General features: G+C 72.0%; 24 protein-coding genes and 1 pseudogene. 12 read left to right on the top strand and 13 right to left on the bottom strand.

What is annotated here, in order from left to right; genetic code table 11:
• Positions 1-26 precede the first annotated feature (26 nt).
• From ABGB18_RS19290 to ABGB18_RS19280, 3 genes are all read right to left on the bottom strand, one after another.
• Positions 27-1649 carry a SulP family inorganic anion transporter gene (locus tag ABGB18_RS19290; RefSeq protein ID WP_347696957.1) on the bottom strand — a complete coding sequence of 541 codons (1623 nt, stop codon included), beginning with the start codon at positions 1647-1649 and terminating at the stop codon, positions 27-29.
• Between the two features lie 285 nt (positions 1650-1934).
• On the bottom strand, positions 1935-2531 hold the full coding sequence (locus tag ABGB18_RS19285; protein WP_347696902.1) for a TetR/AcrR family transcriptional regulator: 597 nt from the start codon (positions 2529-2531) through the stop codon (positions 1935-1937).
• A gap of 54 nt (positions 2532-2585) precedes the next feature.
• A complete protein-coding gene (locus ABGB18_RS19280; RefSeq protein WP_347696901.1) occupies positions 2586-3446 on the bottom strand; it encodes a hypothetical protein in 861 nt (286 codons plus the stop codon).
• Positions 3447-3549: 103 nt separating this feature from the next.
• On the opposite strand from ABGB18_RS19280, the gene ABGB18_RS19275 reads away from it, so the two are divergent.
• Together ABGB18_RS19275 and ABGB18_RS19270 are read left to right on the top strand one after the other, a co-directional pair.
• Positions 3550-4629: an ATP-binding domain-containing protein gene (locus tag ABGB18_RS19275; RefSeq protein ID WP_347696900.1), complete on the top strand. Its 1080-nt coding sequence runs from the start codon at positions 3550-3552 to the stop codon at positions 4627-4629.
• 87 nt (positions 4630-4716) lie between these two features.
• Positions 4717-5022: a hypothetical protein gene (locus ABGB18_RS19270; protein ID WP_347696899.1), complete on the top strand. Its 306-nt coding sequence runs from the start codon at positions 4717-4719 to the stop codon at positions 5020-5022.
• Positions 5023-5154: 132 nt separating this feature from the next.
• Here the strand turns inward: ABGB18_RS19270 and ABGB18_RS19265 are convergent, their stop codons facing one another.
• Complete coding sequence (locus tag ABGB18_RS19265; protein WP_347696898.1) at positions 5155-5415, bottom strand: M24 family metallopeptidase; 261 nt, start codon at positions 5413-5415, stop codon at positions 5155-5157.
• A 197-nt stretch (positions 5416-5612) separates the two neighbouring features.
• Positions 5613-6616: pseudogene (locus ABGB18_RS19260) on the bottom strand (transposase).
• A 22-nt stretch (positions 6617-6638) separates the two neighbouring features.
• On the opposite strand from ABGB18_RS19260, the gene tnpA reads away from it, so the two are divergent.
• Positions 6639-7055 (top strand): IS200/IS605 family transposase, encoded by a 417-nt coding sequence (gene tnpA / locus ABGB18_RS19255; RefSeq protein ID WP_347696897.1) that lies wholly within the window; start codon positions 6639-6641, stop codon positions 7053-7055.
• Between the two features lie 49 nt (positions 7056-7104).
• Here tnpA and ABGB18_RS19250 read toward each other — a convergent pair whose 3' ends face one another.
• The 6 genes from ABGB18_RS19250 to ABGB18_RS19225 form a co-directional block, all read right to left on the bottom strand.
• On the bottom strand, positions 7105-7317 hold the full coding sequence (locus ABGB18_RS19250; protein WP_347696896.1) for a hypothetical protein: 213 nt from the start codon (positions 7315-7317) through the stop codon (positions 7105-7107).
• A 219-nt stretch (positions 7318-7536) separates the two neighbouring features.
• Positions 7537-8424, bottom strand: a complete 888-nt coding sequence (locus ABGB18_RS19245; protein ID WP_347696895.1) for a MerR family transcriptional regulator — start codon at positions 8422-8424, stop codon at positions 7537-7539.
• 52 nt (positions 8425-8476) lie between these two features.
• Positions 8477-10051, bottom strand: coding sequence for a penicillin-binding transpeptidase domain-containing protein (locus ABGB18_RS19240; protein WP_347696894.1), 1575 nt, complete (start codon positions 10049-10051; stop codon positions 8477-8479).
• Positions 10052-10081: 30 nt separating this feature from the next.
• A complete protein-coding gene (locus ABGB18_RS19235) occupies positions 10082-10834 on the bottom strand; it encodes a lysophospholipid acyltransferase family protein (protein WP_347696893.1) in 753 nt (250 codons plus the stop codon).
• A gap of 253 nt (positions 10835-11087) precedes the next feature.
• Positions 11088-11684: a CoA pyrophosphatase gene (locus ABGB18_RS19230; protein ID WP_347696892.1), complete on the bottom strand. Its 597-nt coding sequence runs from the start codon at positions 11682-11684 to the stop codon at positions 11088-11090.
• Between the two features lie 370 nt (positions 11685-12054).
• The gene (locus tag ABGB18_RS19225; RefSeq protein ID WP_347696891.1) at positions 12055-12333 is read right to left on the bottom strand and encodes a DUF3040 domain-containing protein; all 279 of its coding nucleotides are present in this window, start codon (positions 12331-12333) and stop codon (positions 12055-12057) included.
• Positions 12334-12467: 134 nt separating this feature from the next.
• On the opposite strand from ABGB18_RS19225, the gene ABGB18_RS19220 reads away from it, so the two are divergent.
• From ABGB18_RS19220 to ABGB18_RS19200, 5 genes are all read left to right on the top strand, one after another.
• On the top strand, positions 12468-13499 hold the full coding sequence (locus ABGB18_RS19220) for an Rv2578c family radical SAM protein (protein WP_347696890.1): 1032 nt from the start codon (positions 12468-12470) through the stop codon (positions 13497-13499).
• 307 nt (positions 13500-13806) lie between these two features.
• Entirely contained in the window at positions 13807-15672 is a 1866-nt protein-coding gene (locus ABGB18_RS19215) for a translation factor GTPase family protein (protein WP_347696889.1), read from the top strand.
• An 88-nt stretch (positions 15673-15760) separates the two neighbouring features.
• Complete coding sequence (locus tag ABGB18_RS19210) at positions 15761-15910, top strand: hypothetical protein (RefSeq protein ID WP_347696888.1); 150 nt, start codon at positions 15761-15763, stop codon at positions 15908-15910.
• Positions 15911-16189: 279 nt separating this feature from the next.
• Entirely contained in the window at positions 16190-17629 is a 1440-nt protein-coding gene (locus tag ABGB18_RS19205; protein WP_347696887.1) for a glycosyltransferase family 4 protein, read from the top strand.
• 542 nt (positions 17630-18171) lie between these two features.
• Positions 18172-18390, top strand: a complete 219-nt coding sequence (locus ABGB18_RS19200; RefSeq protein WP_347696886.1) for a DUF1524 domain-containing protein — start codon at positions 18172-18174, stop codon at positions 18388-18390.
• An 18-nt stretch (positions 18391-18408) separates the two neighbouring features.
• Here the strand turns inward: ABGB18_RS19200 and ABGB18_RS19195 are convergent, their stop codons facing one another.
• Complete coding sequence (locus ABGB18_RS19195) at positions 18409-19242, bottom strand: GDSL-type esterase/lipase family protein (protein ID WP_347696885.1); 834 nt, start codon at positions 19240-19242, stop codon at positions 18409-18411.
• A gap of 219 nt (positions 19243-19461) precedes the next feature.
• Here ABGB18_RS19195 and ABGB18_RS19190 point away from each other — a divergent pair, with 219 nt between their 5' ends.
• On the top strand, positions 19462-20691 hold the full coding sequence (locus ABGB18_RS19190; protein WP_347696884.1) for an isochorismate synthase: 1230 nt from the start codon (positions 19462-19464) through the stop codon (positions 20689-20691).
• Between the two features lie 13 nt (positions 20692-20704).
• Here the strand turns inward: ABGB18_RS19190 and ABGB18_RS19185 are convergent, their stop codons facing one another.
• Positions 20705-21325, bottom strand: coding sequence for a YigZ family protein (locus ABGB18_RS19185; protein WP_347696883.1), 621 nt, complete (start codon positions 21323-21325; stop codon positions 20705-20707).
• Positions 21326-21405: 80 nt separating this feature from the next.
• On the opposite strand from ABGB18_RS19185, the gene ABGB18_RS19180 reads away from it, so the two are divergent.
• The 3 genes from ABGB18_RS19180 to ABGB18_RS19170 all read left to right on the top strand — a co-directional run bounded on the left by ABGB18_RS19180 (position 21406) and on the right by ABGB18_RS19170 (position 25475).
• Entirely contained in the window at positions 21406-21756 is a 351-nt protein-coding gene (locus ABGB18_RS19180; RefSeq protein ID WP_347696882.1) for a hypothetical protein, read from the top strand.
• A gap of 66 nt (positions 21757-21822) precedes the next feature.
• Positions 21823-23850: a hydantoinase/oxoprolinase family protein gene (locus ABGB18_RS19175; RefSeq protein ID WP_347696881.1), complete on the top strand. Its 2028-nt coding sequence runs from the start codon at positions 21823-21825 to the stop codon at positions 23848-23850.
• The gene (locus ABGB18_RS19170) at positions 23847-25475 is read left to right on the top strand and encodes a hydantoinase B/oxoprolinase family protein (protein ID WP_347696880.1); all 1629 of its coding nucleotides are present in this window, start codon (positions 23847-23849) and stop codon (positions 25473-25475) included. Before ABGB18_RS19175 ends, ABGB18_RS19170 begins: the two co-directional genes overlap by 4 nt.
• Positions 25476-25501: the final 26 nt, after the last annotated feature.

Raw genomic sequence — 25501 nt, 5'->3', positions numbered from 1 at the left:
CTTGGCCGCTCCCGGCCCGGCTGGGGTCAGCCCGCCAGGCGGGGCAGGATGCCGGTGCTGTGGAGGCGGTCGCGGGCGGCCGAGATGGCCTCCGTGGTCGTGGTGAACACCTGGCCCGCCCGATCGAGCCGGGCGATCACCCCCAGCGCCTCCAAGGGCTGGTGGTGCCCGTCCGGAATGCCGGAGACGTAGACGAGGATGCCGCGCCGCTCCAGCCGCCCGATGGCGTCCCCCAGCACCAGCGCCCCGCTGGCGTCGATGGTGGTGACCCGGGACATCCGCAGCACCACCACCGACACGTCGGTCACTTCCGACAGCTCCAGCAGCAGCCGATGGGCGGCGGCGAAGAACAGCGGCCCGGCCAGCCGGTAGGTGACGATGTGCTCGGCGAGCAGGGCGTGCTCGTCCTCGGTGTGCTGCGGCTGCAGGTCGTGGCGCAGCGGCTCGGGGTCCAGGCGCGCATGGCGGGCGATGGCCTGCAGGGCCAGCGCCCCCGCCGCGACCAGCCCGAGGACGACGGCCAGCACGGTGTCGAGGGTCAGCGTCGCGACGGCCGTCAGCACCAGCACGAGGGCGTCCCCCCGAGTGGAGCGGAACATGGCCCGCACCGAGTCGACCTCCACCATGCGCACCGACGTGGCGAGCAGCACCCCGGCCAGCGCGGCCAGCGGGATCCGGGAGACGAGCCCGGCGGCGGTGTAGACGATGGTGCCCAGGATCAGCGCGTGCGCCAGCGCCGCCAGCCGCGACTGGGCGCCGGAGCGCACGTTGATCGCGGTACGGACGATGGCCCCCGTGCCGGGCATGCCGCCGAACATCGGGGTGACGAGGTTGGCCAGGCCCTGCCCGAACAGCTCCCGGTCGGGGTCGTGCCGCCGCCCACCGGTCAGGTTGTCCGAGACGGAGGCCGACAGCAGCGACTCCAGCGCGGCCAGGGCGGCCACCGCCACGGCGGGTGCGGCCAGAACCGGCAGCGCCGCGAGGTCGAGGAAGCCCAGCGACGGCGCGGGCAGCCCGGGGGGCAGGTCGCCGATCCTGGCCAGCGGGAGCCCGGCCAGCTCGGCGCCCACCGTTGCGAGGGCCACGGCGACCAGCGAGAAGGGGACGTTGGGCCGCACGCTCGCGCCCAGCAGCAGCATCGCGGCCACGACCAGGGTGACGGACATGGCCCACCAGTGCGGCCTGGCGAGAAAGTCGATCAGCGCGTGCCAGGCCACGATGGCGACCTTGTCACCGTCGCGGGCGGGCACGCCGAGCGCGTGCGGGATCTGCTGCAGGCCGATCACGCACGCCATGCCGACGGTGAAGCCCGCGACGACCGGAGCCGGGATCAGGGCGATGTAGCGGCCCGCGCGGGCCAGGGCCAGCAGGATCAGCAGCAGCCCGGCCAGGACTCCGACCATGAGCACGCCGGTGGCGCCGTGGTCGCTCATGATCGGCAGCAGGATGACGGTCATCGCGCCGCTCGTGCCGGAGACCTGCACCCGGGACCCGCCGAACACCGCGGCCAGCGACCCGGCGACCACGGCCGTGGCCAGCCCGGAGGCGGCCCCCATGCCGGAGGAGATGCCGAACCCGAGCGCCAGCGGCAGCGCGACGATGGCCACCGTGAGCCCGGCGAGGAGGTCCTGGCGGGGCTGGCGGCGCATTTCGGCGAGCGAGGCGCGTTCCGGCAGCAGCGAGCGCAGCCGGGCCCAGCCCAGGGCCCGCACCCCCGTCACCTTCCGCAGTCCTTCCGCGACCGTCCGTAATCGAATATGCGCGTGAAAAACCCGCCCACCATCACTCCTTCAGGTAAAGCCAACCCCACAATGTCCCAAATTGCATAACTCTGCAATTGGCGAAGAGGTGCTCAGAATATCAAAGCGACAAGCGCTCTCAACTGGCCGAACGTCATTAATCCCGCGGGGCGTGAAACAGTGCCATTGTGTGAATTACCCGGTGGACAGCAGGGCGAAAGCGCGCTCAGCGGCGCGCACCGCCTCCGGTTCCACCTCCGCCAGCGGCCTTCCCTCGGCCAGCGACGCCCAGTTGCGCCGCGCGAGCACCCGCTGGGTGGCCAGCACCTGCCCCGCCACCAGGGCGGCCGTCAGGTCGTCCATCCGCTCGGCGAGCGCCTCGGCCAGGGCCCCCTCGTCGAGCGACATGTGATGGAACAGCCGCGCCACCAGGCTCGGTGTGCCGAACACCATCCGGTGGTAGGCCACCACCTCCGGATCGTCGTTGAGCCCCGTGACCGGATCGCGCCGGGCGAGCCCGTCGAGGAAGTGGCGGCGCAGCGCCTCCAGCGGCGGCCCGGGCGTCCCCCGCACCACGCGGGCCGCCTCCCCCTGGTGGTCGGCGATCCGGTGCAGCACCAGGTCCTCCTTGGTGGCGAAGTATTTGAACAGCGTCGGCTTGGAGACCTCCGCCGCCGCCGCGATCTCCGCCACCGGCACCTCGTCGAAACCCCGTGCCAGGAAGAGCCGGATGGCCGCCGCCGAGATCGCCTCGTGCACCCGCTGCCGCTGGATCTGCCGTAGTCCCGCCACGAGCACAGTCTAGCAAAGTGTTAACCTGGTCAATCTCTTAACCAAGTTAACGCTTCAGGGGATGTCATGGACACGCTCGAGGACGAGCGCCGGTACGTCGAGCGCTGCCGGGCCGGCCTGCGCCGGATGCTCGAAGGCGCGCGGAACAACGTGATCGTCGGGGAGACCGTGGCGGGCGACCGCTACAGCGCAGAACGCCTCGGCCGCCACCTCAAGAGCCTGGCCAAGGAGCTCAGCGAGGAGCCGGACGGGCCGCCGTTCTTCGGCCGCCTGGACTTCGGCGGGCCTGGCTCCCGCGGGCCCGAGGAGGGCTGGGCCGAGCATCACGGCCGCTCGTACCACATCGGCCGGCGGCACATCAGCGGCGAGCACGGCGGACCACCCGTGGTGATCGACTGGCGCGCGCCCGTCTCGCGTGCGTTCTACCGGGCCGGCGCCCGCGACCCCCAGGGCGTCGCGGTGCGCCGCCGCTTCGGCTGGTCGGGCACCACGCTGACCGGGTTCGAGGACGAGCGGCTGGAGCAAGGCGAGGAGGGTGGGAGCAGGCTGCTGGCCGCCGAGATCGAGCGCCCCCGCGTCGGCCCCATGCGCGACATCGTGGCCACCATCCAGCCCGAGCAGGACGACCTCGTACGCGCCGGCCTGGAGGTCTCCCTGTGTGTGCAGGGCGCGCCCGGCACCGGCAAGACGGCGGTCGGCCTGCACCGCGCCGCCTACCTGCTGTACGCGCACCGCGCCCGGCTGGAACGCGGCGGCGTGCTGGTCCTCGGTCCCAACCGGGCCTTCCTCGGCTACATCTCGGCCGTGCTGCCCGCGCTCGGCGAGTTGGAGGTCGAGCAGACCACGCTGGAGCGCCTGCTCGCCACCGTCCCGGTCACCGCCGTCGACAGCGAGGAGGCTGCGGCCGTCAAGCACGACGTCCGGATGGCGCGGGTGCTGCGCGAGGCCCTGTACGGGCGGATCCGTAAGCCGGTGGAGCCCGTCGTGGTGGCCGACGGCTCCTACCTACCGGTGGCGGGTGCCCGAGGACGAGTTGCGCCGCATCGTGGACGACACCCGCCGCGATTCCCTGCCGTACGGGGCCGGCCGGGAGCGGGTGCGGGCCCGGCTCGTCTCCGCCGTCCAGCGCCAGGCCGAGGCCCGCGGGCAGACGGCGAACGCGGCCTGGATCCGCAAGGTCGGCCGCGCCGTCACCCCGTCCCTGGACGCCGTCTGGCCGGCCGTCAGACCGGAGGCGGTCCTGTACGAGGTGCTGCGCGACCCGCCGGATGGCGTGCTGACCCCGGCCGAACGCCGGGCGGTCGCCTGGGCCAGGCCGCCGCGCGGCGTCCGCGGTGCCCGGTGGAGCGCCGCCGACCTGGTGCTGCTCGACGAGCTGGCCGCGCTGATCGAGCGCCCGCGCGGCTACGGCCACGTCATCGTGGACGAGGCCCAGGACCTGTCCCCCATGGAGTGCCGGGCGGTGGCCAGGCGCAGCGAGCACGGCTCGATCACCGTGCTCGGCGACCTGGCCCAGGGCACCACCCCGTGGGCGGCCACCTCCTGGCCGGAGCGCATGGAGCTGCTGGGCAAGCCCGACGTCCGGCTCGTGGCCCTGACGACCGGCTTCCGCGTCCCGGCCGCGGTGGTGGAGCTGGCCAACACGCTGCTGGCGGCGCTGGCGGCGGACGTGCCCGTGACCCGCTCGTACCGTACGGACGGCAAGGTGCGGGTGACCGAGGTGGCCGAGCTGGGCGCGGGGGTGGCCGCGGCGGTGCGCGAGGCGCTGGCGTTCGAGGGCTCGATCGGAGTGATCGCGGCCGACACCGACGTGGAGTCCCTCAGGACCGCCCTGCGCTCCGCGAACCCGGCCGGCCCCGGCACGGGCGCCGACGTCACCGCCGAGTTCGGCGGGCGCCTGACCGTGCTGCCCGCCTCGCTGGCCAAGGGCCTGGAGTACGACCACGTGATCGTCGCCGAGCCCGCCGCCATCGCCGCCGCCGAGCGGCGTGGCCTGAACCGGCTGTACGTCGCTCTCACCCGCGCCGTGTCCCGCCTCGACGTGGTGCACGCGAGGCCCCTCCCGCCACAGCTTTGTCCCCCGATAGAACCCGCCTGAAATGGGCAGATGTCCCATTTCATGCGGCTCGACAGGGTAGCCGCACCGGTGTGTGATGTGGTTCTCGTCACGAGAGGGGAGTCGTCCGTGACCTCTTCGCAGGATCCGCCCGGGGGCGAGGACCCCCGCGCCGGCGAGACCCGGTGGTCCCAGTCGCCGCCTCCCCCTTACCGGCAACCGCCGAGCGCCCAGGTGCTGTCGATCATCGGGTTCGTCTGCGCCGCGGTGGCGCTGCTGTTCGTGCCGATCCTCTTCGGCCTGGCCGGCATCATCCTGGGCATCGTGGGCCACGCGCGGGGCGAGCCACTGGGCAAGTGGGCCGCCGGCGTCGCCGGCGCCTTCATGGTCGTCGGCATCGTGCTCGGCATCCTCGCCAGCGGCCTCCGCCCCTGACCCGGGCCACCGCCCCGCTGAGCCGGGTCACCGCCGGGCCTCCCGGGACACCGCCACCCGACCCGTGACACCGCCGCCCCCTGAGCTGGGGCATCGCCGCCGCCGAGCCGGGCGCCGCCGGTCGGCCTCCTCTCACGGGCCGGGGGTGACGACCTCGGGCCCGGCGTCGGTGACGATGATCACGTCCTCGTGGGCGGCGCCGCCCACGGAGGGCATGGCGATCCGGTGTCCGAGGGCCAGGCACATCCCGGCCGCGATCCGCATCCCCGAGTCCGGCCCGTCGCAGGCCACCCAGGGCGGCTCGAACGACAGCCCGAGCCCGTGCCCCCACCCCCCGCCCTGTTCCCGCGGGGGCAGCCCGTGGTGGGCGACGAAAGCCGAGCGTTCGAACACCCCCTGGCACCGCCGCCCCGACCCGCTGCCCGGCCCGGACCGCCTCGATCCCCGCCAGCGCGCTGTCCCGCACCACGGCGAGCAGCCGCCGCTGCTCGATGGTCGGCTCGGCGCCGACGACCCACGTACGCGCGAGGACGAACAGTTGACACGCTCTTCGGGCTGAAGCCCGAAGATTCTGGCCTGTGCCGCCCCGTTCACGCGGCGGCACTTCCGTGGCTTCCTGCTTCGCGGGGCTGCGCCATCCCGAAGGATGGCCTGACCGGCCCTCCACAGCCGTTTAGCCTGTCCGCCCGTCCAGCGGCCAGGATGTTGATCGCAGCATTGATATCGCGGTCGTGAACCGCGCCACACCCGCAGGTCCACTCCCGGACGTGCAAAGGCATCGCCTCGGTTACGGCTCCACACGCTGAACACAGCTTGGAGGACGGAAACCATCGACTGACCTTGGCGAATGTCCTGCCGTACAGTCTCGCTTTGTACTGCAGCATGTTCACGAACGCCGACCACCCGGCATCGTGCACACTCTTGGCCGGCCTCCTTGGCCAGCCTCGTGCGCGCCAGTCCGCCCACCGCCAGGTCCTCCACGAACACCGCTTGGTTCTCGCGGATGATCTGCGTGGAGAGCCGGTGGTGGAACTCGCGGCGGGCGTCGGCGACCCGTGCGTGCGCGCGGGCGACCTTGTGCCGGGCCTTGTCGCGGTTGCGGCTGCCCTTCTCTTTCCGGGACAGGGCGCGTTGAGCTTTCTTCAGCCGTTTCTCCGCCCGGCGCAGGAAGCGCGGAGAGTCGATCTTCGTCCCGTCCGGCAGGACGGCGAAGTGCCCAAGCCCGAGGTCGATCCCGGTCTCGGCTTCGACGGCGGACAGCGGTTGCACGGTGACCTCGACCACGAAGCCGGCGAAGTACCGGCCCGCCGCGTCCTTGATGACCGTGACCGAGGACGGGCCGGCAGGCAGGTCCCGCGACCAGCGCACCGCGACCTCGCCAATCTTCGGCAGGACAAGTTCCCATTCCGGCTCACCTTGAACCGGGCATTCTTGGTAAACCGGATCGCCTGCCGGTTGTCCTTGCGGGACCGGAACCGAGGCGGGGCGATGCGCAGTGCGTCGTTGAACACCGTCCGGGCGCACCCGAACGCCCGGCCCAGCGCGACCCGCTGGGTGGGGGCGGGTCGATCCGGTAGTTGTACCGCAACTGCACTCGATCACCATAAAGTTGGGTTATGGCCGAGTACAGCGATATCAGAACCGGCAGGCACTGCGTTTTCGTGCTCCACGCTCATTTGGTCTTCGTGACGAAGTTCCGGCATCGGGTGTTCACCGACGCGCACCTGACCCGTCTGGAAGAGATCATGCGGGCCGTCTGCGCCGACTTCGAGACCGGCCTGGCCGAGTTCAACGGCGGGCACAACCACGTCCACCTGCTGGTCAACTTCCCACCCAAGATCGCCCTGTCCAAACTGGTCAACAGCCTCAAAGGTGTGTCCTCGCGGCGGATGCGACAGGAGTTCCCCGAACTGACCGCCCATTACTACCGGGCGAACAAACTGTGGTCGGGCTCCTACTTCGCCGGTTCGGTGGGCGGCGGGCCGATCAGTGTCCTGCGCGAGTTTATCGAACAGCAGAACCGGCCCATCTGAGCGGATGGACACCGGTCCGCCTGGCGGCGAATCGGCTGTTCTTGCCCCGCTACGCGGGACGGTCGGCTTCACCCCCGGGCTGAAGCCCGGAGCACTGCCGACAATTCTGGTAGCAGCCCGTGAGGTGGTAGACGTCGGCGTAACGGTCCTGCGCCGCCCCGCCGCGCGACCAGGCCACGACGCCCTGCAGCCCCGAGCGCGCGGCCAGCCTCCGCATGGCGGCCTGCCGCTCGTGATACTCCCCGACGCCGATCCCCAGCACACCCGCCCCCTGCCCATCACGCCCACCCGGTCACCTCATCCCGGACCACACCCGCCCCAGCCGCCGCGCCGCACGCAGCCCAGCGGCCCGGAGCCGTGGCAGACCCCCGGGCTCGGATGGCGGGCCCCGGCTCGGGTGGCGGGACTCCCGGGCTCAGGTGGCGGCGCCCCCAGGCACAGGTGGCGGCGCCCCCGGGCACAGGTGGCGGCGCCCCCGGGCTCAGGTGGCGGCGCCGTCGTGGGCGCGTAGGGCGGCGATCAGCCAGGTGAAGGCCGGCACCGCGGGTGGTGCCTGCTGGTGTCCGTTGAGCGCCGCCAGCAGCGCCCAGTAGCGCTCCACCCGGGCGTCCGCCACCGTCTCCAGCCATTCGAGCAGCTCACCCCGGTCCGCCACGGGCCCGACGACCACGTCCAGCACCTGCCGCCCGGCCGCCGAACCCGGCGGCACCCCGCCCGCCAGCGCGGGCGCGGCCTCGGCCAGGACGCGCGCCCGCAGTTCGTACGCGGGGAGCGGCCCCGGCCCGCTCAGCGCGATGCGGCGCAGCCGCTGCCTGAAATCCTCGTCGGCGATCAGTTCGGCCAGCTCCACCCACGCGTCGAACTGCGCGGGCGAGGGCGAGTCTGGCAGCTCGCGCATCCACTCCGCGATGACGGCCGCATCGGCGTCCAGTTCGATCCCGGCGAAGGTCCCGGCCACGAACTCCTCGACGATCCCCCGCCGCTCGGCGGCCGACAACTGGGCGAGTTTGTGCAACATCAGCATCTCCTCGGTCGTAGCACCGCGTTCGGAGATCAGGCTCAGCACGGCCCGGCGCGCCCGCAGCGCCCGGATCTCGGCGTCCACGGCCCGTACCTGCACCCGCGCCACCTCGGCCACCGTGACCCGCCGCGCCAGGATCCGCTGTACGGCCTCCAGCCCGATGCCCAGCTCGCGCAGCATGCGCACCAGGTCGAGCCGGGCCGCGGCGGCCTCGTCGTACAGGCGGTAGCCGCCGGCGGACCGCCCGGTCTCCGGCAGCACACCGCTGTCGGACCAGAACCGGATCGTGCGCACCGGCAGGCCCGTACGCCGGGCCAGCTCGCCGATCGTGTAGAGCCCTTCACTCACGGCCCGCAGCCTGCACCTTCCACCCGCTGGAGACTCAAGCCCCGCGTGAAAATCACAGCGCCTTGAGGAACTTCGCCGCCACCGGGGCCGCGACCGAGCCGCCGCCGCCCCCGCCCTCGACGACCACGGCGAACGCCACGTCGTCCTTGAAGCCCATGAACCAGGCGTGCGTGTCGAGCTCCTCGCCGGTGCCGTATTCGGCGGTGCCGGTCTTGCCGTACGTCCCGGCGGGCAGCCCCGCCGCCTTGGCGGTGCCCTTGGTCACCACGGCCGCCATCAGCTCGTGCAGCGGCGTCTTGACTCCCTCGGGCAGCGCGCGTTCCTTGGCCTTCTGCTTCAGGGACGGCACCAGCGTCGGGGGCCGCCAGGTGCCGTCGGCGATGGCGGCGGCCACCGAGGCCATCGAGAGCGGGCTGGCGGTGATCCGGGCCTGCCCGAACGACTCGGCGCCCAGCTCGGCGTCGGACTGCGCCTTGGGGAAGCTGGCCTTGGCGGCCGGCACCCCGATGTTGAGCGGCTGGTTGAAGCCCACGCCCTCGGCCGCCGCCAGCAGCTTGTCCGCGCCCAGCCGCTGCTGGGCCAGCGGCGCGAACGTCGTGTTGCACGAGTGCGCGAACGAGTCGAGGAACGACAGCGACCCGAACTGTTCCTTGTCGGAGTTGCGGATCTTCAGGCCGCCGACGGTGGCGTACATGGGGCACGTCACCTGGTCCTCCGGCGCCATCCCTGCCGCGAGCAGCCCGATCGCCGTGACCGCCTTGAACGTCGAGCCGGGCGGGTAGCGGCCGTCCAGTGCCCGGTTGAAGCCGCCCCTGTTGTTCACCACGGCCAGGATCGCGCCTGTGGACGGCTTGATCGCCACCATGGAGGTGGGCTTGTCGTGGTCCTTGACCGCGGTCACGGCGGCGGCCTGCACACGCGGGTCGAGCGTCGTCTGCACGGGCTCGCCGTCGGTGCCCTCGATGGTCTCCAGCGTCTTGCCGCCGAGCTGGATCTCGGTGGCCGGGGTGCCCGCCAGCCGCTCCTGGAACGTCTCCTGCAGCCCGCCGCGCCCGATCGCCTGGCCGACCTCGTAGGAGGAGCCGAGCTTGTCCAGGTCCTTCTTGGTCGCCTTGTCGAGATAGCCGACGAGCTGCTGCACCGAGCCGCCCACGGTGCCGGTGTCGATGCGGTCGCCCTCGGCGTCGGTGATCTCGGCCCGGTCGGGCCAGCGCGTCTTGAGCCCGAACTTGGCGCCCGCGGTCATCGAGGGGTGCAGCGTCTGCGGCTTCCAGTCGACCTTCCAGGTCCGGTCGGCCACCACGAGATCGATCTGGCCCTGGTAGGACCACGTGCCGAGGTTCTTCAGGGTCAGGGTGGCGGTGTAGGGGGCGCGTGCCCGGTCGTCACCCTCGGTGATCTCGCCGAGTTTGATCGAGGACGACTCCACCGCGAGCGCGCTGCGTTGCTGCTCGTACGCGCCGAGTTGCTGCGGCGTGGCGAGCTGGGCCCCCATCGCGGTCCAGTCGCCCGCCTGCCAGGCGGCGACGAAGCGCTGCGCGGTCCCGGCGGGTGTGCCCCTGGTGTGCAGCACGTAATAGGCGCCGCCGGCCGCGGCCCCCACCGCGAGCACGCCGGCGATCGACACGATCGCGATGGTCCGGCCCCGTGGCACTGATCAGCCCTCTCGATCCTCGTCCTTGGACACGCCGCCGGCCCTGCTCACGCCGCCTGCCTTGCTCACGCCGTCGGCCTTGACGGCGCCGCCGGCCTTGACCGCGCCGTTCGCCGCCTTGACGCTGGCAGCGTACGCGGGCACGTATTCCTGACCCGACAGCCGCTGGATGGCCTGCATGACCTCGTCGGTCACCCGCCGCCGGTCGCGGGCGCTGGAGTGATCGCCCGTGAAGCGCAGGGGCGCCCCGATGGTGATGCCGATCCGCGCGGGCCTTGGCACCTTCGAGCCGGGGGGCAGCACCCTCTCGGTCCCGCTGAGCGCCACCGGCAGCACCGGCGCGCCGGTCTTGAGCGCCAGCCAGGCCACGCCCACCTTGCCGCGGTAGAGGCGGCCGTCGGGCGAGCGGGTGCCCTCGGGGTGGATGCCGAACAGCTCGCCGCGCTCCAGCAGTTCGGCGGCGGCGTCGAGCATGGCCTGCGCGGCGTGCGCGCTCTCCCGGTCGATCGGCAGGCTGCCGCCCAGCCGCATGAAGAAGCCGGAGACGGGGTTGCCGTCGAAGTACTCGTTCTTGGCGGTGAACGTCACGCGCCTGGGCAGCAACGCGGGCAGCAGGAACGAGTCAAGAACCGACAGGTGGTTGGCGGCCAGGATCGCGGGCCCCTTCCTGGGCACGTGCACCGCGCCGGTGATGTGCGGGCGGCACATCGCGTGGGCGAGCGGCGCGGCGGCGAACTTGACCACTTGGTACAGCAACTAGCGCTCCTGGATCTTCGGGCAGTCAGCCACCCCACCATAAAGCAGGCGCCCCGCACTCGTGCGGGACGCCTGCGAAAAGCCGTTTAGGCCGATGTGGCGGTCGCCTCCTCGGCGAGATGCACAACACGGCTCCAGCCGAACGGTATTCCGTGAAGGCGGTAATTTGCGGCCCGGGGGACACAGACCACATCGGCCATTCGATGCTAACGGACATCGGGCGACGCATATTCCATCGCCTCCCAAGAATCGGTCAGGTTCTGGTCCAATGTGGCTGGACCACGTCGAATACCCGCTGCTCACGGCCACGAAGCGCCACCTCGGCAAACTGCCACAAAATCGCCCCAGTCGGCGCGTGGATGACGATGGACGGCCCCAGCGGCATCTGCAGCAGCTCCCCCTGCCAGCGCGGCACCCCGGGCGCCAGGAACCGCTCCAGCGGCACCGCGTGCACCGAGGCCACCTCCCGCGGGTCGGCCACCGGCTCCTGCCGGCCACCGAACGCCACCACCGGCGTGATCACGAACCCGGAGTCGGTGACGAAGTCGTCGAGCAGCCCGGCCACCTCGACCCCGGTGACACCGGTCTCCTCGGCCAGCTCCCGCAGCGCCGCCTCCACCGGCTGCTCACCGTCGTCCAGCCGCCCGCCGGGCAGCGCCCACTGCCCGGGGTTACGGCCGCGGGAGGCCCGCCTGATCAGGACCGCGTACGGGGCACGCTCGGCGTCCTCCAGCACACACACGGTGACGGCGGCCCGGCGCACCCCTTCGGCGGGTGGCACCTCCCGGCGGTGGAAGGCGGCCAGATTGGCGATGATCTCCTGACGGAGCACGTCGATCGGCGACAACACACGTACAGAATCTCACGCCGCCTCCACCACCCCCCGGACCGCAACCCCCATCCCACCGAACCATTCGGGCTGGGCCGCCAAAGGCGGCAGCGGACGCCGACCCCCTGCGCGCGGCCGGGTGGGCCGGCCGAGTGGGGTCGCGTGTCCGGGCCGGGCCGCCGGGTGTGTGGGCCGTCGATCGCCACGGGGCGCAGCGGAGACCGCGCGTTGCTCGGCTTGGCCGGGGCACGCGAGTCGACCCGCGCGGGGCGGGCGTCGTCGTGATCGGTTACGGAGCGCTGCGGAAGGCATGAGCAAGCGCGTGACGTGCGGCGGCCCGTACGTCACGGGACCGGGAAATCGGACGTGACCTGGACGTCACCCCGTGTCGTCAGAAAGCGGTGGCCAGCGCCATAGCGGCGGCCTCGTGGCGGAGAATCATGATCAGCAATGTGGCGACCAAAGTGGCGATCAGCAGCCAGCTGATCAGGATGATGACCGTCGATCGACGGGGCCGCCGACGACCGCCATGCGCCTCCTTCGACCTCGCCTCGCTGCGACGAACCCGCTCGTTGAACGACTCGAGCCGTGCGACGAGTCGCGGATCGTCGTCGACGAGGTGCTGCTCGATCTGTGCCAGCAACCGCTCCTCGTCCTGCGACCAGGCCATAGGTGCACCTCCCGAACGCAAGCTCCGTGGCGTCTATCTGCCCAACCCTGAAGATCATTAGCCCCGGGCTGACCAGGTAATTGCAACCTCTTTTCGGTTTGCGATCAAGACCGAACTCTTGTTCTAATCATGGGATGCGCTGGGACAACCTGCGCCTGACCGGCCCCGGTCAGGGCGATCCGGCCGTGCCCTTGTTCGCTCGCGGCGCGGTCACCCGCACGTTCGACACGCCCGGGTTCAGGGGGATGACCTTCTACGAGATCCGGGCCCGATCCATCATCAACCGGGTGCCGGCGGCCAGCCGGGTGCCCTTCGAGCACACGATCAACCCCTACCGCGGATGCAGTCACCGGTGCGTTTACTGCTTTGCCCGAAAATCACATGAATATCTAGATTTGGATACCGGGGCGGACTTCGACTCGAAGATCGTGGTCAAGGTCAACGCCGCCGAGCTGGCCCGCAGGGAGCTGGCCGCGCCGCGCTGGGGCGGCCACCACGTGGCCATGGGCACCAACGTCGACTGCTACCAGCGCGCCGAGGGCCGCTACCGGCTGATGCCCGGCATCCTGGCCGCGCTGCGCGACGCCGCCAACCCGTTCTCCATCCTCACCAAGGGCACGCTGATCCTGCGCGACCTCGACCTGCTGACCGAGGCCGCCGAGGTGACGGAGGTGGGGGCCAACGTGTCGGTCGGATTCCTCGACGCGGAGACGTGGCGCTCGGTGGAGGCGGGCACCCCCGACCCGCGCCGTCGTCTGGAGGTCTGCGCCACGCTCAACGGCAACGGCATCGCCTGCGGGGTGCTGATGGCGCCCATCCTCCCCTACCTCACCGACTCTCCCGCCCAGCTCGACCGCACGGTCAAGGAGATCGCCGAGTCGGGCGCCACGCACATCGCCCCGATCGTGCTGCATCTGCGGCCGGGGGCGCGGGAGTGGTGGCTGGCCTGGCTGGCACGCGAGCACCCCAGGCTGGTGCCGCGTTACCTGGAGCTCTACGGCCGCGGCGCCTACGCCCCGAAGTCCTACCAGCGACGCATCACCGGCCAGGTCAGGGAGCTGGCCGAGCGGCACGGGGTCGGGCGCGCCACCCCGGCCATGGCCCGCCGCCTTCCGCCCCGCCGCGACCCCCGCCCCGCCCAGCCGGAGCAACTCCGCCTCCTCTGACGCCCCGAGCTCCGAGGGCTCAGCACGCCGGGTCACGAACCCATACGAGCGACGAGCCGGGATGGGAGGCCCCGGCTCCGGGCAACACTCTCCCCACACCCCGGGCCCACAGCCGGGCCCGCGACACGTGGGGCCGCGCGGATCCCCGGTGCCCAGGGGCGCGTAAATGGTTGGCCCGGGGGTGACGCGCGGTGGCAGGATGGGCGGGCAGTTCTGCCGGCCGACGATCAGGAGCTTGAGATGCGGCGCCGCCTCGGAATCTCCCAGCGCCCCATTGGCACGAGAGTTCTCGAGGGCTCCTGCACGCATGCACATCCTGAACATCGGCATCCTCGCGCACGTAGACGCGGGCAAGACCAGCCTCACTGAGCGACTGCTGTTCGAGACCGGCGTCATCGACCGGCTCGGCAGCGTGGACCAAGGCAGCACACAGACCGACAGGGGCGAGATCGAGCGCCGCCGCGGCATCACCATCCGTACGGCCGTCGCCTCCTTCTCCCTGGGCGACCTGCGGGTCAACCTGGTGGACACCCCCGGCCACGCCGACTTCGTGGCCGAGGTCGAGCGGGCGCTCGGCGTGCTCGACGGCGCCGTGCTGGTGCTGTCGGCGGTCGAGGGCGTCCAGCCGCACACCCGGGTCCTGATGAGGACCCTGCAAAAGCTACGCCTGCCCACGTTGATCTTCGTGAACAAGATCGACCGGGCCGGCGCCAGGGAGCGGGAGCTGCTGGCCGACATCCGGCGGCGGCTGTCCCCGCACGTCGTCGCGCTCAACACCGTGCGCGACCTCGGCACCCCCGCGGCCGCCACCCGCTCCGTCGCCCTCGCCGAGGAGGCGGCCGAGGTGCTGGCCGAGCGCGACGACGGCCTGCTGGAGCTGCTCGTGGACGGCAAGGTCCCGGACGGCGAGCGAGTACGGGCGGCGCTGGCGCGGCAATGCGCCGACGGGGTGACCTACCCGCTGCTGTTCGGCTCGGCGATCACCGGGCAGGGCGTCGCCGAGCTGCTCGACGGCCTCGAACTCCTGCCCGCCGTCCCCCAGCCCGGCTCCCCTGAGGGGGACGCCGAGGGGGCGGCGTTCGCGATCGAGCGGGGGCCGTCCGGGGAGAAGGTGGCCTACCTGCGGCTGCGCGCGGGCACCCTGCGGGCGCGCGAGCCCCTCACGTTCCACCGCCGCCATCGGGGCGGTGCCGTCCACACGTACGAGGGCCGCCTGACAGCGCTCTCCGTCGCCGGCGCCCCGGACCGGCGCCAGGCGGTGGCCGGCGACATCGCCAGGGTGTGGGGCGTGCCCGGGATCCGGGTCGGCGACCACCTGGGCGGGCCGGGCCCGGACGGGCAGGCCCACTTCACCCCGCCCAGCCTGGAGACCGTCGTACGCCCCCGCGTCCCCGGCCAGGAGCCCCGCCTGCACGCCGCCCTGCTCACCCTCGCCGAGCAGGACCCGCTGATCGGCACCCGTACGCTGGCGGGCGGCGAGACGTCGGTCCTGCTCTACGGCGAGGTGCAGAAGGAGGTCATCGCCGAGACCCTGGCCGGGGACTTCGGCGTCGAGGCCGAGTTCGAGCCGAGCCGCCCGGTCTACTTCGAACGTCCCGCGGGCACCGCGGAGGCCGTCGAGGAGATCCTGCGCCACGGCCGCAACGACTTCATGGCCACGGTGGGCCTGCGGGTCGGGCCGGGCGCCCCGGGCTCGGGCGTCGGCTACCGGCTGGAGGTGGATCTCGGGTCGCTGCCCCTGGCCTTCCATCGGGCGATCGAGGAGAGCGTGCGCCTGGCGCTGAACGAGGGACCGCACGGCTGGCCGGTCACCGACGTCGTGGTCACGCTGACCAGGACCGGCTACGACCCTCCCGTCACGGTGGCGGCCGACTTCCGCGGCCGCACCCCGATCGTGCTCGGGCGGGCGCTGCGCCTGGCGGGCACCACCGTGTACGAGCCCTGCCACCGGTTCGAGCTGGAGGTGCCGGCGGAGGCGTTCAACGCGGTCAGCGCCGGGCTGGCGACGGCGGGCGGCGTGCTGCGCGACACGGTCAGGCGCGCCGACACGTGGGTGCTCACGGGAGAGCTCCCGGCGGCGGCGGTGCACGGGTTCGAGCAGCGGCTGCCGGGCCTGTCACACGGAGAGGGCGTCTGGTGGTCCGAGCCGTCCGGGGACCGGCCCACCCGATAGGCGGTATGTCGGTTTTTGCGTGAGATGGGTATTACACGCGTAGGTGTACCAATCAGGTGCATCTCGTTCGTTTCAGGGGGGAATTCCGATGGCAGACACGAAGAAGAAACCTGCCACCAAGACTGGCAAGTCCAAGAAGCAGGCCATCAAGACCAGCCGGCAGGCCAAGGACACCAAGCGGGATGTCAAGCGGCCGGACGAGGGTGTGACCCGGGCTCCGGGCCAGACGGCGGTCTGACCGGTTGACGTGGTCGGACAGCCGAGGCCCCGGGCCCGGCTGTCCGATCGGTGATCCCTCGCCGGCGGCACCGCCGAGTGCGCTGAATATCCGGTTTCGCGGAGGCTTGCAACCTTAGCGACCTTACGGGCGTCTAAAGATCATAGGTGGGGATAGCGCACCGGGGATGAACGGCGTATGTCCACCTATGGCAAGGCAATGGCCGGTGGTGAGGCACGATCCACACCACCGGCCATATGTGTTGTGACAAATTCCGACGACCAAAAGGGGAACCGTCAGGTGCGCGCACTGGCACGCAAGGGCAGGTCGGCCGCCGTCCGGCTGTACCGTGGGTACAACCGGCGCAAAGCAGGCAAGGCCCCGGCGCCCTCGACCAAGCAGGTACGAATCCTGCTGCTGCACGCCCACGGGATGGGCGGCACGATCAGGACCGTGTTCAACCTGGCCGGTCATCTGGCAGAGAAGCACGACGTCGAGATCGTCAGCATCCTGAAGGAGGCCGAGGAGCCGTTCTTCCCGATCGACCCGCGGGTGAAGTTCCGCTTCCTGGACGACCGCCTCCGGCCCGGCCTCAACCCGCTGCGCGCGCTCCTGTCGAAGAAGCCGAGCCGGTTGATCCCCGAGGGCGAGTCGGCACACCACCGTTTCAACCTGTGGACCGACCTCAAGCTGGCCCGCTACATCCGCTCGCTGGACGGCGGCGTGCTGATCGGCACCCGGCCGGGGCTCAATCTCGCGATGGCCCAGTTAGCGCCGCCCAACGTGATCACCATCGGGCAGGAGCACGTGGCGCTGCGTACCCAGGCCGAGCCGATCCAGGAGCTCATCAAGTGGCGCTACCGCCGCCTGGACGCCCTGGTCACGCTGACCAAGGCCGACCTGACCGACTACCGGAACACGCTGCCGAAGAAACCGCGCAAGCTGACCCGGATCCCCAACGCCGTGCCGCCGATGACCGGCGGCGTGGCCAAGCTCGACGCCAAGGTCGCCGTCGCGGTCGGCAGGATGACCCGCATCAAGGGCTTCCACCGGCTCATCACCGCCTGGCAGACGATCGCCGAGGCCCACCCCGACTGGAAGCTGCGCATCTTCGGCACCGGGCCGCAGGAGGAGACGCTCGCGGAGCTGATCGTGGAGCTGGGCCTCGAAGGCAAGGTCGAGCTGCCGGGGCCCACCTCCGACGTGGGGGCCGAGCTGGAGCGGGCATCGATCTACGTGCTCAGCTCGCGGCACGAGGGCTTTCCCATGACGATCCTGGAGGCGATGGCCAAGGGGCTGGCCATCGTGAGCTTCAACAGCCCGCACGGTCCCAAGGAAATGATCACGAACGAGGTGGATGGGCTGCTGGTGAAGCCGCGTACCAACGCGAACCTGGCGGCCTCGATCATCCGTGTCATCGAGGACGACCGACTCCGCCGTGACCTGGCCGCCCGGGCGGTGGAGACGGCGCGCACCTACGACGTGGACGCGATCGGGCGGCGCTGGGACGGGCTGCTGGAGGAGCTGCTGGCCCGCCGCAACGGCACGTACGTCAAGCCCGAGGGCCGCCCCGCCGAGCCCGCCGAGCCCGCCGAGACGAGCGAGACCGCCGAGACGACCGGGACCGCCGGCACCGAAACGACCGCGACAACCGACGCCGAGGCCGGGTCGGCCTGGGCGTCGGAGGCGGCGTCGGAGGCGGAGGCCGAAGACCGGAGGGTCACACACCGGAGCCCGTGAGCTCCACCGGCTCGGCGATGACGTCCACGAGCGCGCCGTTGCGATAGACCGTGATCGGCAACGGCCGCCCGATCGCTCGGCGAACATCAGCCGCTGCAGGCTCTGGGCGTCCGCCACGGGGCTGCGGCCTGCGCTCAGCACCAGGTCACCCGCGCGCAGGCCGGCCTGGTGCGCGGGCGAGCCGGGCACCACCTCCACAACGCGCAACGCCCCGTCCTGCCCGGTACGCCGCCGCAACTGCTCGGGCAGCGGCGCGGGCGAGGTCACCAGCCCCAGGAACGCCCGCCTGACCCGGCCGTCCCTGATCAGCGCGGCGATGATGGAGCGGGTGGTGCCGTTCATCGGCACGGCCAGCCCGACGCCGAACCCGGCGACGGCCGTGTTGATCCCGACCACCCGCGCCCGCGCGTCGGCCAGCGCGCCGCCCGAGCTGCCCGGGTTGAGCGCGGCGTCGGTCTGGATCACGTCCTCGATCAGCCGGACGGCCGAGCCGGACCGGGCGGGCAACGACCGGGTGGCGCATGGGCGCGCGGAGCTGGCCCATGGCCAAGCGGCTGGACTTCGCCAACGACCCGCTGAACCTGATGCCCGTGGACGGGGAGGCCAACGAGCAGAAGGACGCCTCGGGGCCGGCGCACTGGCTGCCGCCGCAACGCCGCGTCCGCTGCGCCTACGTCACCTGCTTCGCGCAGGTGGCGCTGAAGTATGGCGTGCCCGTCACCGCCGCCGGCAAGAAGGCCATGCTGGCCCAGTGCCGTTAGCCCGGCGGACGGGCCGCGCTAACGCGAGTCGAGCCACTCGAAGCCGCGGGTGAACGTCTCCTCGGCGAGGATCCGCTGCCCGGCCGTGTTGGGGTGGAAGTAGTCCCAGCGGCTGACGTGGCGGATCGTGAACGGGTAGGAGAACACCGCTCCCCCGTCGGTGACGCAGGCGGGCCCGAACGCGGCGCAGGCCTCGGCCGCCGCCCGGTTGTAGGCCATCACCCGCGCCCGCACCCTGGCGCGGCGCTCGACGTCGGCGGTCTTGGCGGAGGTCGGCCGGACCAGCATGCTCTGGCAGACGCGCCCCGCCGTCCAGAACGTGCGGGCCAGCGGGTTGTCCTTGGCCACCTGCCACAGCCGCCGCACGTCGGGGATGCTGGCGATGAACACCCTGGCCTGCGGCATGCCGGAGCGCAGCTCGGCGAGCGCCGCGTCCATCCGGCGCCGGTAGGTCTGCACGGGGGTCATGGCGTCCTCGGTGCGCACGCAGGCGTCCTGGGCGCCGATGAGAATCGTCACATAATCGGCCTTGGCGGCGACCGCCTTCCTCATCTGGCCGAGCAGGTCGGCGCTGGTCGCTCCGGGCGCGGCGAAGTTGAGGTTATGCTTCTGGAGCGTTCCAGGCAAGTCGGACAGACGCGCGTAGTGGCTGGCGACCTCTCTGTTGTCACCGGCGGACCAGGAGCGTGTCCTGCACGAGACGTAGAAGCCGCAGGCATTGAAGCCGGTCGAGATCGAGTCGCCGAGTGCGGCCATGATCTCGGGCACGGCCTGGGCCGAGGCGGCCTGGGCCGGGACCGGCGGAGAAAGGACAACCACTGCGGTGAGGACGGACCCCAGGCGACCGATCATGGCCCTCAAGGTAGGGAGTCGATCAACGGCTCACTATGGCGCCACGGCAAGGTCTGCCATTTCAGGACCGCTTTCATATCAGTGCTTGACAGGCGGCGGCCGATCAGGTTGTTTCCTAAACCCCTGTAAGGTTCGGGTTTTTCGGGGTTCATCGGCGGTTGCCCCGCATTCACGGGGGTCCGAGTCGAACGTGTTCAGTTCCCGCATAGAGTGTCTTGAGTGAGTGTCGCGCTCGGAACAACCCGCCCGCTACCGGTTCGCACCACCCCTGTCGGCGATCCCGGTGACCTGCTGGCAGCCCTGCCCCGGACTTCCCCCTACGCCTGGATCCGAAACGGTGAGGGGCTCGTCGGCTGGGGCGAGGCCGCGAGGGTGGACATCCCCCCGGGTCCCGGCAGGTTCGGCTGGGCCAGGGAATGGCTGGCCACCGTCTTCGGCGAGTCCCACGTCGAGGACGCGGTCCGCGTCCCCGGCTCCGGCCCGGTCGCCTTCGGCAGCTTCACCTTCGACACGGACGCCCACGGCTCGGTGCTGGTCGTGCCGCAGGCCGTGCTCGCCCGCCGCGGCGGCCACGCCTGGCTGACGACGATCGGCGACGTGCCGCTGGAGACGTTCTCCCCCATCCGCGATCCGGGCCGCATCAGCTACGGCGACGGCAGCCTGAGCGCCCCCGAGTGGGAGCACGTGGTGGCCCGCGCCGCGCGGCGCATCCGCGAAGGCGAGCTGGAGAAGGTGGTGCTCGCCCGCGACCTGGTCGCCACCACCGAGCGGCCCATCGACGTGCGGCTGCTGCTCACCCGGCTGGCCCGGCGCTATCCCGAGTGCTACACGTTCTCGGTGGCGGGCCTGGTCGGCGCCACGCCCGAGCTGCTGATCCGGCGCACGGGCCAGGAGATCGAGTCGCTCGTGCTGGCCGGCACCACCCCGCGCGGCACCGGCCCGGCCGACGACCTCGCGCGGGGGGCCGCGCTGCTCGCCTCGCCCAAGGACCGGCACGAGCACGAGTGCGCGATCGCCTCCGTACGCCAGACGCTGGCGCCGCTCTGCTCCTCCCTGGAGACGCCGGACGTGCCCGAACTGCTGACGCTGCCCAACGTGCAACACCTGGCCAGCCACGTCACCGGGCGGCTGGCCGACGGGGCGTCGGTGCTCGACGTGGTCGCGGCGATGCACCCGACGGCGGCCGTCGGCGGCACCCCCACCCACACCGCGATCGAGGTGATCCGCGAGCTGGAGGGCATGGACCGGGCAGGCTACGCCGGTCCCGTGGGGTGGATCGACGCCCACGGGGACGGCGAGTGGGGCATCGCGCTGCGCTCCGGCCTGGTGGAGGGCCGCCGGGCCCGGCTGTTCGCGGGCGGCGGCATCATGGGCGACTCCGACCCGGCCGCCGAGCTGGCCGAGGCTCAGGCCAAGTTCCGCGTCATGCAGTACGCCCTGGAGGGCTGAAAGGGCGCCGGGGTCATTCCGGGACGTGGATGCCCTCGCCCACGGTCACCCGGGCCCGCCCGGCCGTCAGCGTGGCCAGCCAGTCGGTGAACGCGGGCACCTCGTCACCGGCCACCGCGACCTGGAAGGCGACGTCGCTCGCATAGGTGACGTCGCGCACCGCGTACCGGGAGGCGCGCAGGTCGTTCTCCACCCGGCCGGCCTGGTCGTGCGCGACCGCGACGGCGACCAGCCGGGCCGGCACCATGCGCACCGGGTCGGCCCGGTCCAGGGTCTCGGTCACCGCCGAGCCGTAGGCGCGCACCAGGCCGCCCGCGCCCAGCAGGGTGCCGCCGAAATAGCGCGTCACCACCGCCACCACGTCGCTGAACCCCCGCCCCACCAGGGCCTGCACCATCGGCGTGCCCGCGGTGCCGCCGGGCTCCCCGTCGTCGTCGCCCTTCTGCACGCGCTCCCCGATGACGTAGGCGGTGCAGTTGTGGCTGGCGGCCGGATGCAGGCGGCGGCGCTCACCGATGAAGGCCTGCGCCTCCTCGACGGTGCGCGCGGGCGCCAGAGCGCAGATGAAGCGCGAACGCCGCGCCTCGGTCTCGTGCTCGATGCTTGACGTGAGAGTGAGAAACGGCGCGGACACATTCGACAGGGTATGCCCTTGCCGCCCGCCCCACGGGAGCTACCATCTCGTCATTCCATAAGGACGGACGGGAGGGCCTCATGGAAACCGCGGACGCTGTCATGCCCTTTGTCACCGCGGCCATCGGCGCCTATGGCGGTGCCGTGCTGACCAGGACCGCGGAGCTGGCCGCCCGCACCCCTGACGCCCGCGGGGCGCGCATCCTGCAGCGGGTGTTCGGCCGCGGCGACCCTTACTCCCGGCGGGTGATCGAGGAGGTGGCGGTCGCCAAGCCGGATGACGAGCCCAGCCGCACGGCGCTGAAGTTGGCGATCATGAAGGCGTTCGAGGCCGATCCGGTCCTGGCCACGGAGGTCGCGGCCATGCTCCCGCGGCCCGCCGCCACCGCCGCCGATCACCGGCGGGAGCCGGCGGGCGGCGGGATGCACTGAGCGCATGAGCCACCCTGTGCGGCCGGCACATGCGCCCGGGGCCTCGCGCGGCATACGGTGCTGCGCATGAGGTATCGCGTCGCCATGGACATCGGCGGCACCTTCACCGATGTCGTCTGCTACGACGAGCGGACCGGGGCCGTCAGCGCCTCGAAGGCGCCCACCACTCCGGGAGACCTGGCGGAGGGCGTCTTCGACGCGCTGGACCGGGTCGTGGCCGAACCGGCCGCCATCTCGTTCTTCGTCCATGGCACCACGCAGGGGCTGGACGCGCTGCTCGAGCGCAAGGGAGCCCGCGTGCTGCTGCTGGCCGGCGAGGGCGGCCGGGACGTCTACCAGATCGCCAGGGGCAACCGGGACCGCATGTTCGACCTGCGTTATCGCAAGCCGCCACCGCTGGTCCCGCGCCAGGACGTGATGGAGGTGGGCGGCCGGCTGGACTACCGGGGGCGGGAGCTCACGCCCCTGGACGAGGAGTCGGTGCGGCGGGCGGCGCGGCGAGCACGGAAGGAGCGTTTCGATGCGGTGGCGGTGTGTCTGCTGTTCTCTTACGTCAATCCTGCGCACGAGATCCGGGCGGGCGAGGTCCTGCGGGCCGAGCTGGGCGGCGACGTGCTGGTGGTGCTCTCGCACGAGGTGGCGCGCGAGTGGCGCGAGTACGAGCGGACGTCCTCGGCGGTGCTGGAGGCGTACACGGGGCCTGTCGTGCGCCGCTACCTGGGCCGGATCGAGCGGCGCTTCGCGGAGCGTGGCCTGGCGGTGCCCGTGCATGTGATGCAGTCGTCGGGCGGGCTGGTGAACGCCTCGTACGCGATGCGCCGGCCGCTGCAGACGCTGCTGTCCGGGCCGGTGGGCGGCACGATGGGCGGGGTGGCGGTCAGCCGCCTGCTGGCCGGGCGCCGGCACGCCATCTGCGTCGACATGGGAGGCACGTCGTTCGACGTGTCGCTCGTGGTGGACGGGCGGCCGGACGTGAGCGCGGAGGCGAGCATCGAGGGTCACCCGGTGCTCATGCCCATCGTCAACCTGCACACGATCGGCGCGGGTGGCGGCTCGATCGCCTACACGGAGGCGGGCGCGCTGCGGGTGGGGCCGGAGTCGGCGGGCGCCGAGCCGGGGCCCGCCTGTTACGGCCGGGGCGGCACGCGGGCCACGGTGACCGACGCGAACGTGGTGCTCGGCCGGGTGGATCCGGCGTGGTTCGCGGGCGGGCTGATGACGCTGGACGTGGAGGCGGCGGGGGTGGCCGTGGCGACCCTGGCCGAGGAGCTCAGCTTCGATCCGCTGCGGCTCGCCGAGGGCATCTGCGACGTGGCGAACGCCAAGATGGCGCAGGCGATCCGCACGCTGACCGTGGAGCACGGGGTGGAGCCGCGGGAGTTCGCGCTGGTGGCGTTCGGCGGGGCGGGGCCGATGCACGCCGCGTTCATCGCCCGCGAGCTGGGGATCAGCGAGGTGGTGGTACCCCGGTTCCCCGGGGCGTTCTCGGCGTGGGGGATGCTGGAGGCGGATGTGCGGCGGGATCTGACGCATCCGTATTTCCGGCCGCAGGACGTGCTCGATCATGCCGACATGTCCGGCAATCTTGTGACTTTGGAGGAGGCGGCGCTCGACGCGCTCCACTCCCAGGGCGTCCCGGAGGAGCGGCGCCGGGTGGAGCACGCCGTGGACATGCGGTACGAGGGCCAGGACTACACGCTCACCATCCCGCTGCGCGACGCGTACGAGCCGGCCGAGCCCGGGTTCACCGAGACGATCGCGGCCCGCTACGCCGAGGCGCACACCAGCCGTTACGGGCACGCCACGCCCGAGGCCCCGGTGGAGTTCGTCATGCTGCGCAGCACCGGATTCGGCTCGTTCCCGCGCGCCGGCGCCGCTCCCCCGGCCGGATCCGGGAGCCCGGCGGGGCACGTACGGGATGTGATCTTCGACGGCGTGGCGCACAGCACCCCCGTGCTGCGCCGCGCGGGCCTCGACGGCGAGCTGGCCGGGCCCGCGATCGTGGTCGAGGAGACCGCGACCACCGTCATCCCGCCCGGCTGCCTGGCCACCGTCGACCGCAACGGCTTCCTCATCGTGAAGGTGAACGCGTGATCGACCCCGTCACAACGGAGATCATCCGCTGCGCGCTGCTGCAGGCGGCCGAGGACATGAACACCACCCTCATCCGCAGCTCCTACACCCCCGTCATCTACGAGGCCAAGGACTGCGCGGTCGCGCTGCTCGACCGGGACCACAACGTGCTCGGGCAGTCGTCCGGGCTGCCGATCTTCCTGGGCAACCTGGAGGTGTGCACCCGCGAGACCGAACGGATGTACGGCCCGCGGGTCTGGCAGGAGGGCGACGTGTGGGCGCTGAACGACTCCTACATCGGCGGCACCCACCTCAACGACGTCACCGTCTACGGCCCGATCTTCGTGGACGGGTCGCTCGCCGGGTTCGCGGCGTCGCGGGCGCACTGGCTGGACGTCGGCTCCAAGGACCCCGGCGGCTCGATGGACTCCACCTCGATCTTCCAGGAGGGCCTGCGGCTGGGCCCGGTGAAGCTCTACGCCGGCGGTGAGCCCTGCCTCGACCTGCACGAGCTGATCGCCCGCAACGTACGCTTCCCGCACGCCACCCTCGGCGACATGCGGGCCCAGGTGAGCTGCGCCATGACGGGGCAGCGGCGGCTGAAGGAGATCGTCACCCGGTGGGGTCAGGAGACCGTGCTGGCGGCCCGCGACCAGATCTTCGCGCAGACCGAGCTGCTGGAGCGGGCGGCCATCGCGGCCATCCCCGACGGCGTCTACGAGGCCTCGGGCTTCCTCGACAACGACGGCATCGACCTGGACACGCCGCTGCCGGTCAACGTGACGGTCTCGGTGTCGGGCGAGTCGATGCACGTGGACCTGACCGACTGCGCCGACCAGACCCTCGGCCCGGTCAACTGCGGCGCGGCCCAGGCGGTGGCGGCCGTCCGGGTCGGCTACAAGCTGCTGGTCTCCGGCGACGTGCCGCTCAACGGGGGCTCGTTCCGGCCGCTGACGGTGGAGACGCGGCCCGGCTCGATGCTGGCCGCCGAGTCGCCGGCCGCCTGCCAGTACTACTACTCCCATCTGGGGCTGCTCATCGACCTGGTGGTCAAGGCGCTGGCGCCGGCGCTGCCGGGCAGGTCGGCGGCGGCCTCGTACGGGGACTCGATGATCGTGCAGTTCACCGGCACGGACCCGCGTACCGGCAAGCTGTACGTCTCCCAGGAGGCCACGGTCGGCGGCTGGGGCGCCTGGGACGGCGGCGACGGCGAGTCCTGCCTGATCAACAACGTCAACGGCGCCCTGCGGGACATGCCGATCGAGGTGCTGGAGACGCTGTTCCCGGTGCGCGTGCGCCGCTACGAGATCCGCCCGGACACCGGCGGGGCGGGCCAGTGGCGGGGCGGCAACGGGGTGATCCGGGAGTACGAGTGCTGCGGCGACGCCATGCTGTCCCTGTGGTTCGAACGCTCGGTCACCCCCGCCTGGGGGCTGGCGGGCGGCGCCGCCGGCGCCCCGCCGCGCGTCCTCCTGAACCCGGGGACGGCGGGCGAACGCGCGATGCTCAAGGTCAACGCGCTGCCGGTCAAGGCGGGTGACGTGCTGCGCTGCGAGTCGGGCGGGGGCGGCGGCTACGGCTCGCCCCACCGCCGCTCCCCCGCGGCCACGGCCGCCGACCTCATCCAGGGCATGACCACCCACTGACCCCCGGCCACCCGCCGCACCAGCAC

It is taken from the genome of Nonomuraea sp. B12E4 (genome assembly GCF_039871825.1).
Taxonomy (GTDB): Bacteria; Actinomycetota; Actinomycetes; order Streptosporangiales; family Streptosporangiaceae; genus Nonomuraea.
This window is presented reverse-complemented; position numbering and strand designations above follow the sequence as displayed.

What these genes read in the sequence shown, in the direction of transcription:
- ABGB18_RS19220 (WP_347696890.1), top strand. Translation starts at nt 12,468, where the DNA reads ATGCGCTGGGACAACCTGCGCCTGACCGGCCCCGGTCAGGGCGATCCG.
- ABGB18_RS19215 (WP_347696889.1), top strand. Translation starts at nt 13,807, where the DNA reads ATGCACATCCTGAACATCGGCATCCTCGCGCACGTAGACGCGGGCAAG.
- ABGB18_RS19195 (WP_347696885.1), bottom strand. Translation starts at nt 19,242, where the DNA reads ATGATCGGTCGCCTGGGGTCCGTCCTCACCGCAGTGGTTGTCCTTTCT.
- ABGB18_RS19175 (WP_347696881.1), top strand. Translation starts at nt 21,823, where the DNA reads ATGAGGTATCGCGTCGCCATGGACATCGGCGGCACCTTCACCGATGTC.
- ABGB18_RS19210 (WP_347696888.1), top strand. Translation starts at nt 15,761, where the DNA reads ATGGCAGACACGAAGAAGAAACCTGCCACCAAGACTGGCAAGTCCAAG.
- ABGB18_RS19225 (WP_347696891.1), bottom strand. Translation starts at nt 12,333, where the DNA reads ATGGCCTGGTCGCAGGACGAGGAGCGGTTGCTGGCACAGATCGAGCAG.
- ABGB18_RS19290 (WP_347696957.1), bottom strand. Translation starts at nt 1,649, where the DNA reads ATGCGCCGCCAGCCCCGCCAGGACCTCCTCGCCGGGCTCACGGTGGCC.
- tnpA (WP_347696897.1), top strand. Translation starts at nt 6,639, where the DNA reads ATGGCCGAGTACAGCGATATCAGAACCGGCAGGCACTGCGTTTTCGTG.
- ABGB18_RS19200 (WP_347696886.1), top strand. Translation starts at nt 18,172, where the DNA reads ATGGCCAAGCGGCTGGACTTCGCCAACGACCCGCTGAACCTGATGCCC.
- ABGB18_RS19180 (WP_347696882.1), top strand. Translation starts at nt 21,406, where the DNA reads ATGGAAACCGCGGACGCTGTCATGCCCTTTGTCACCGCGGCCATCGGC.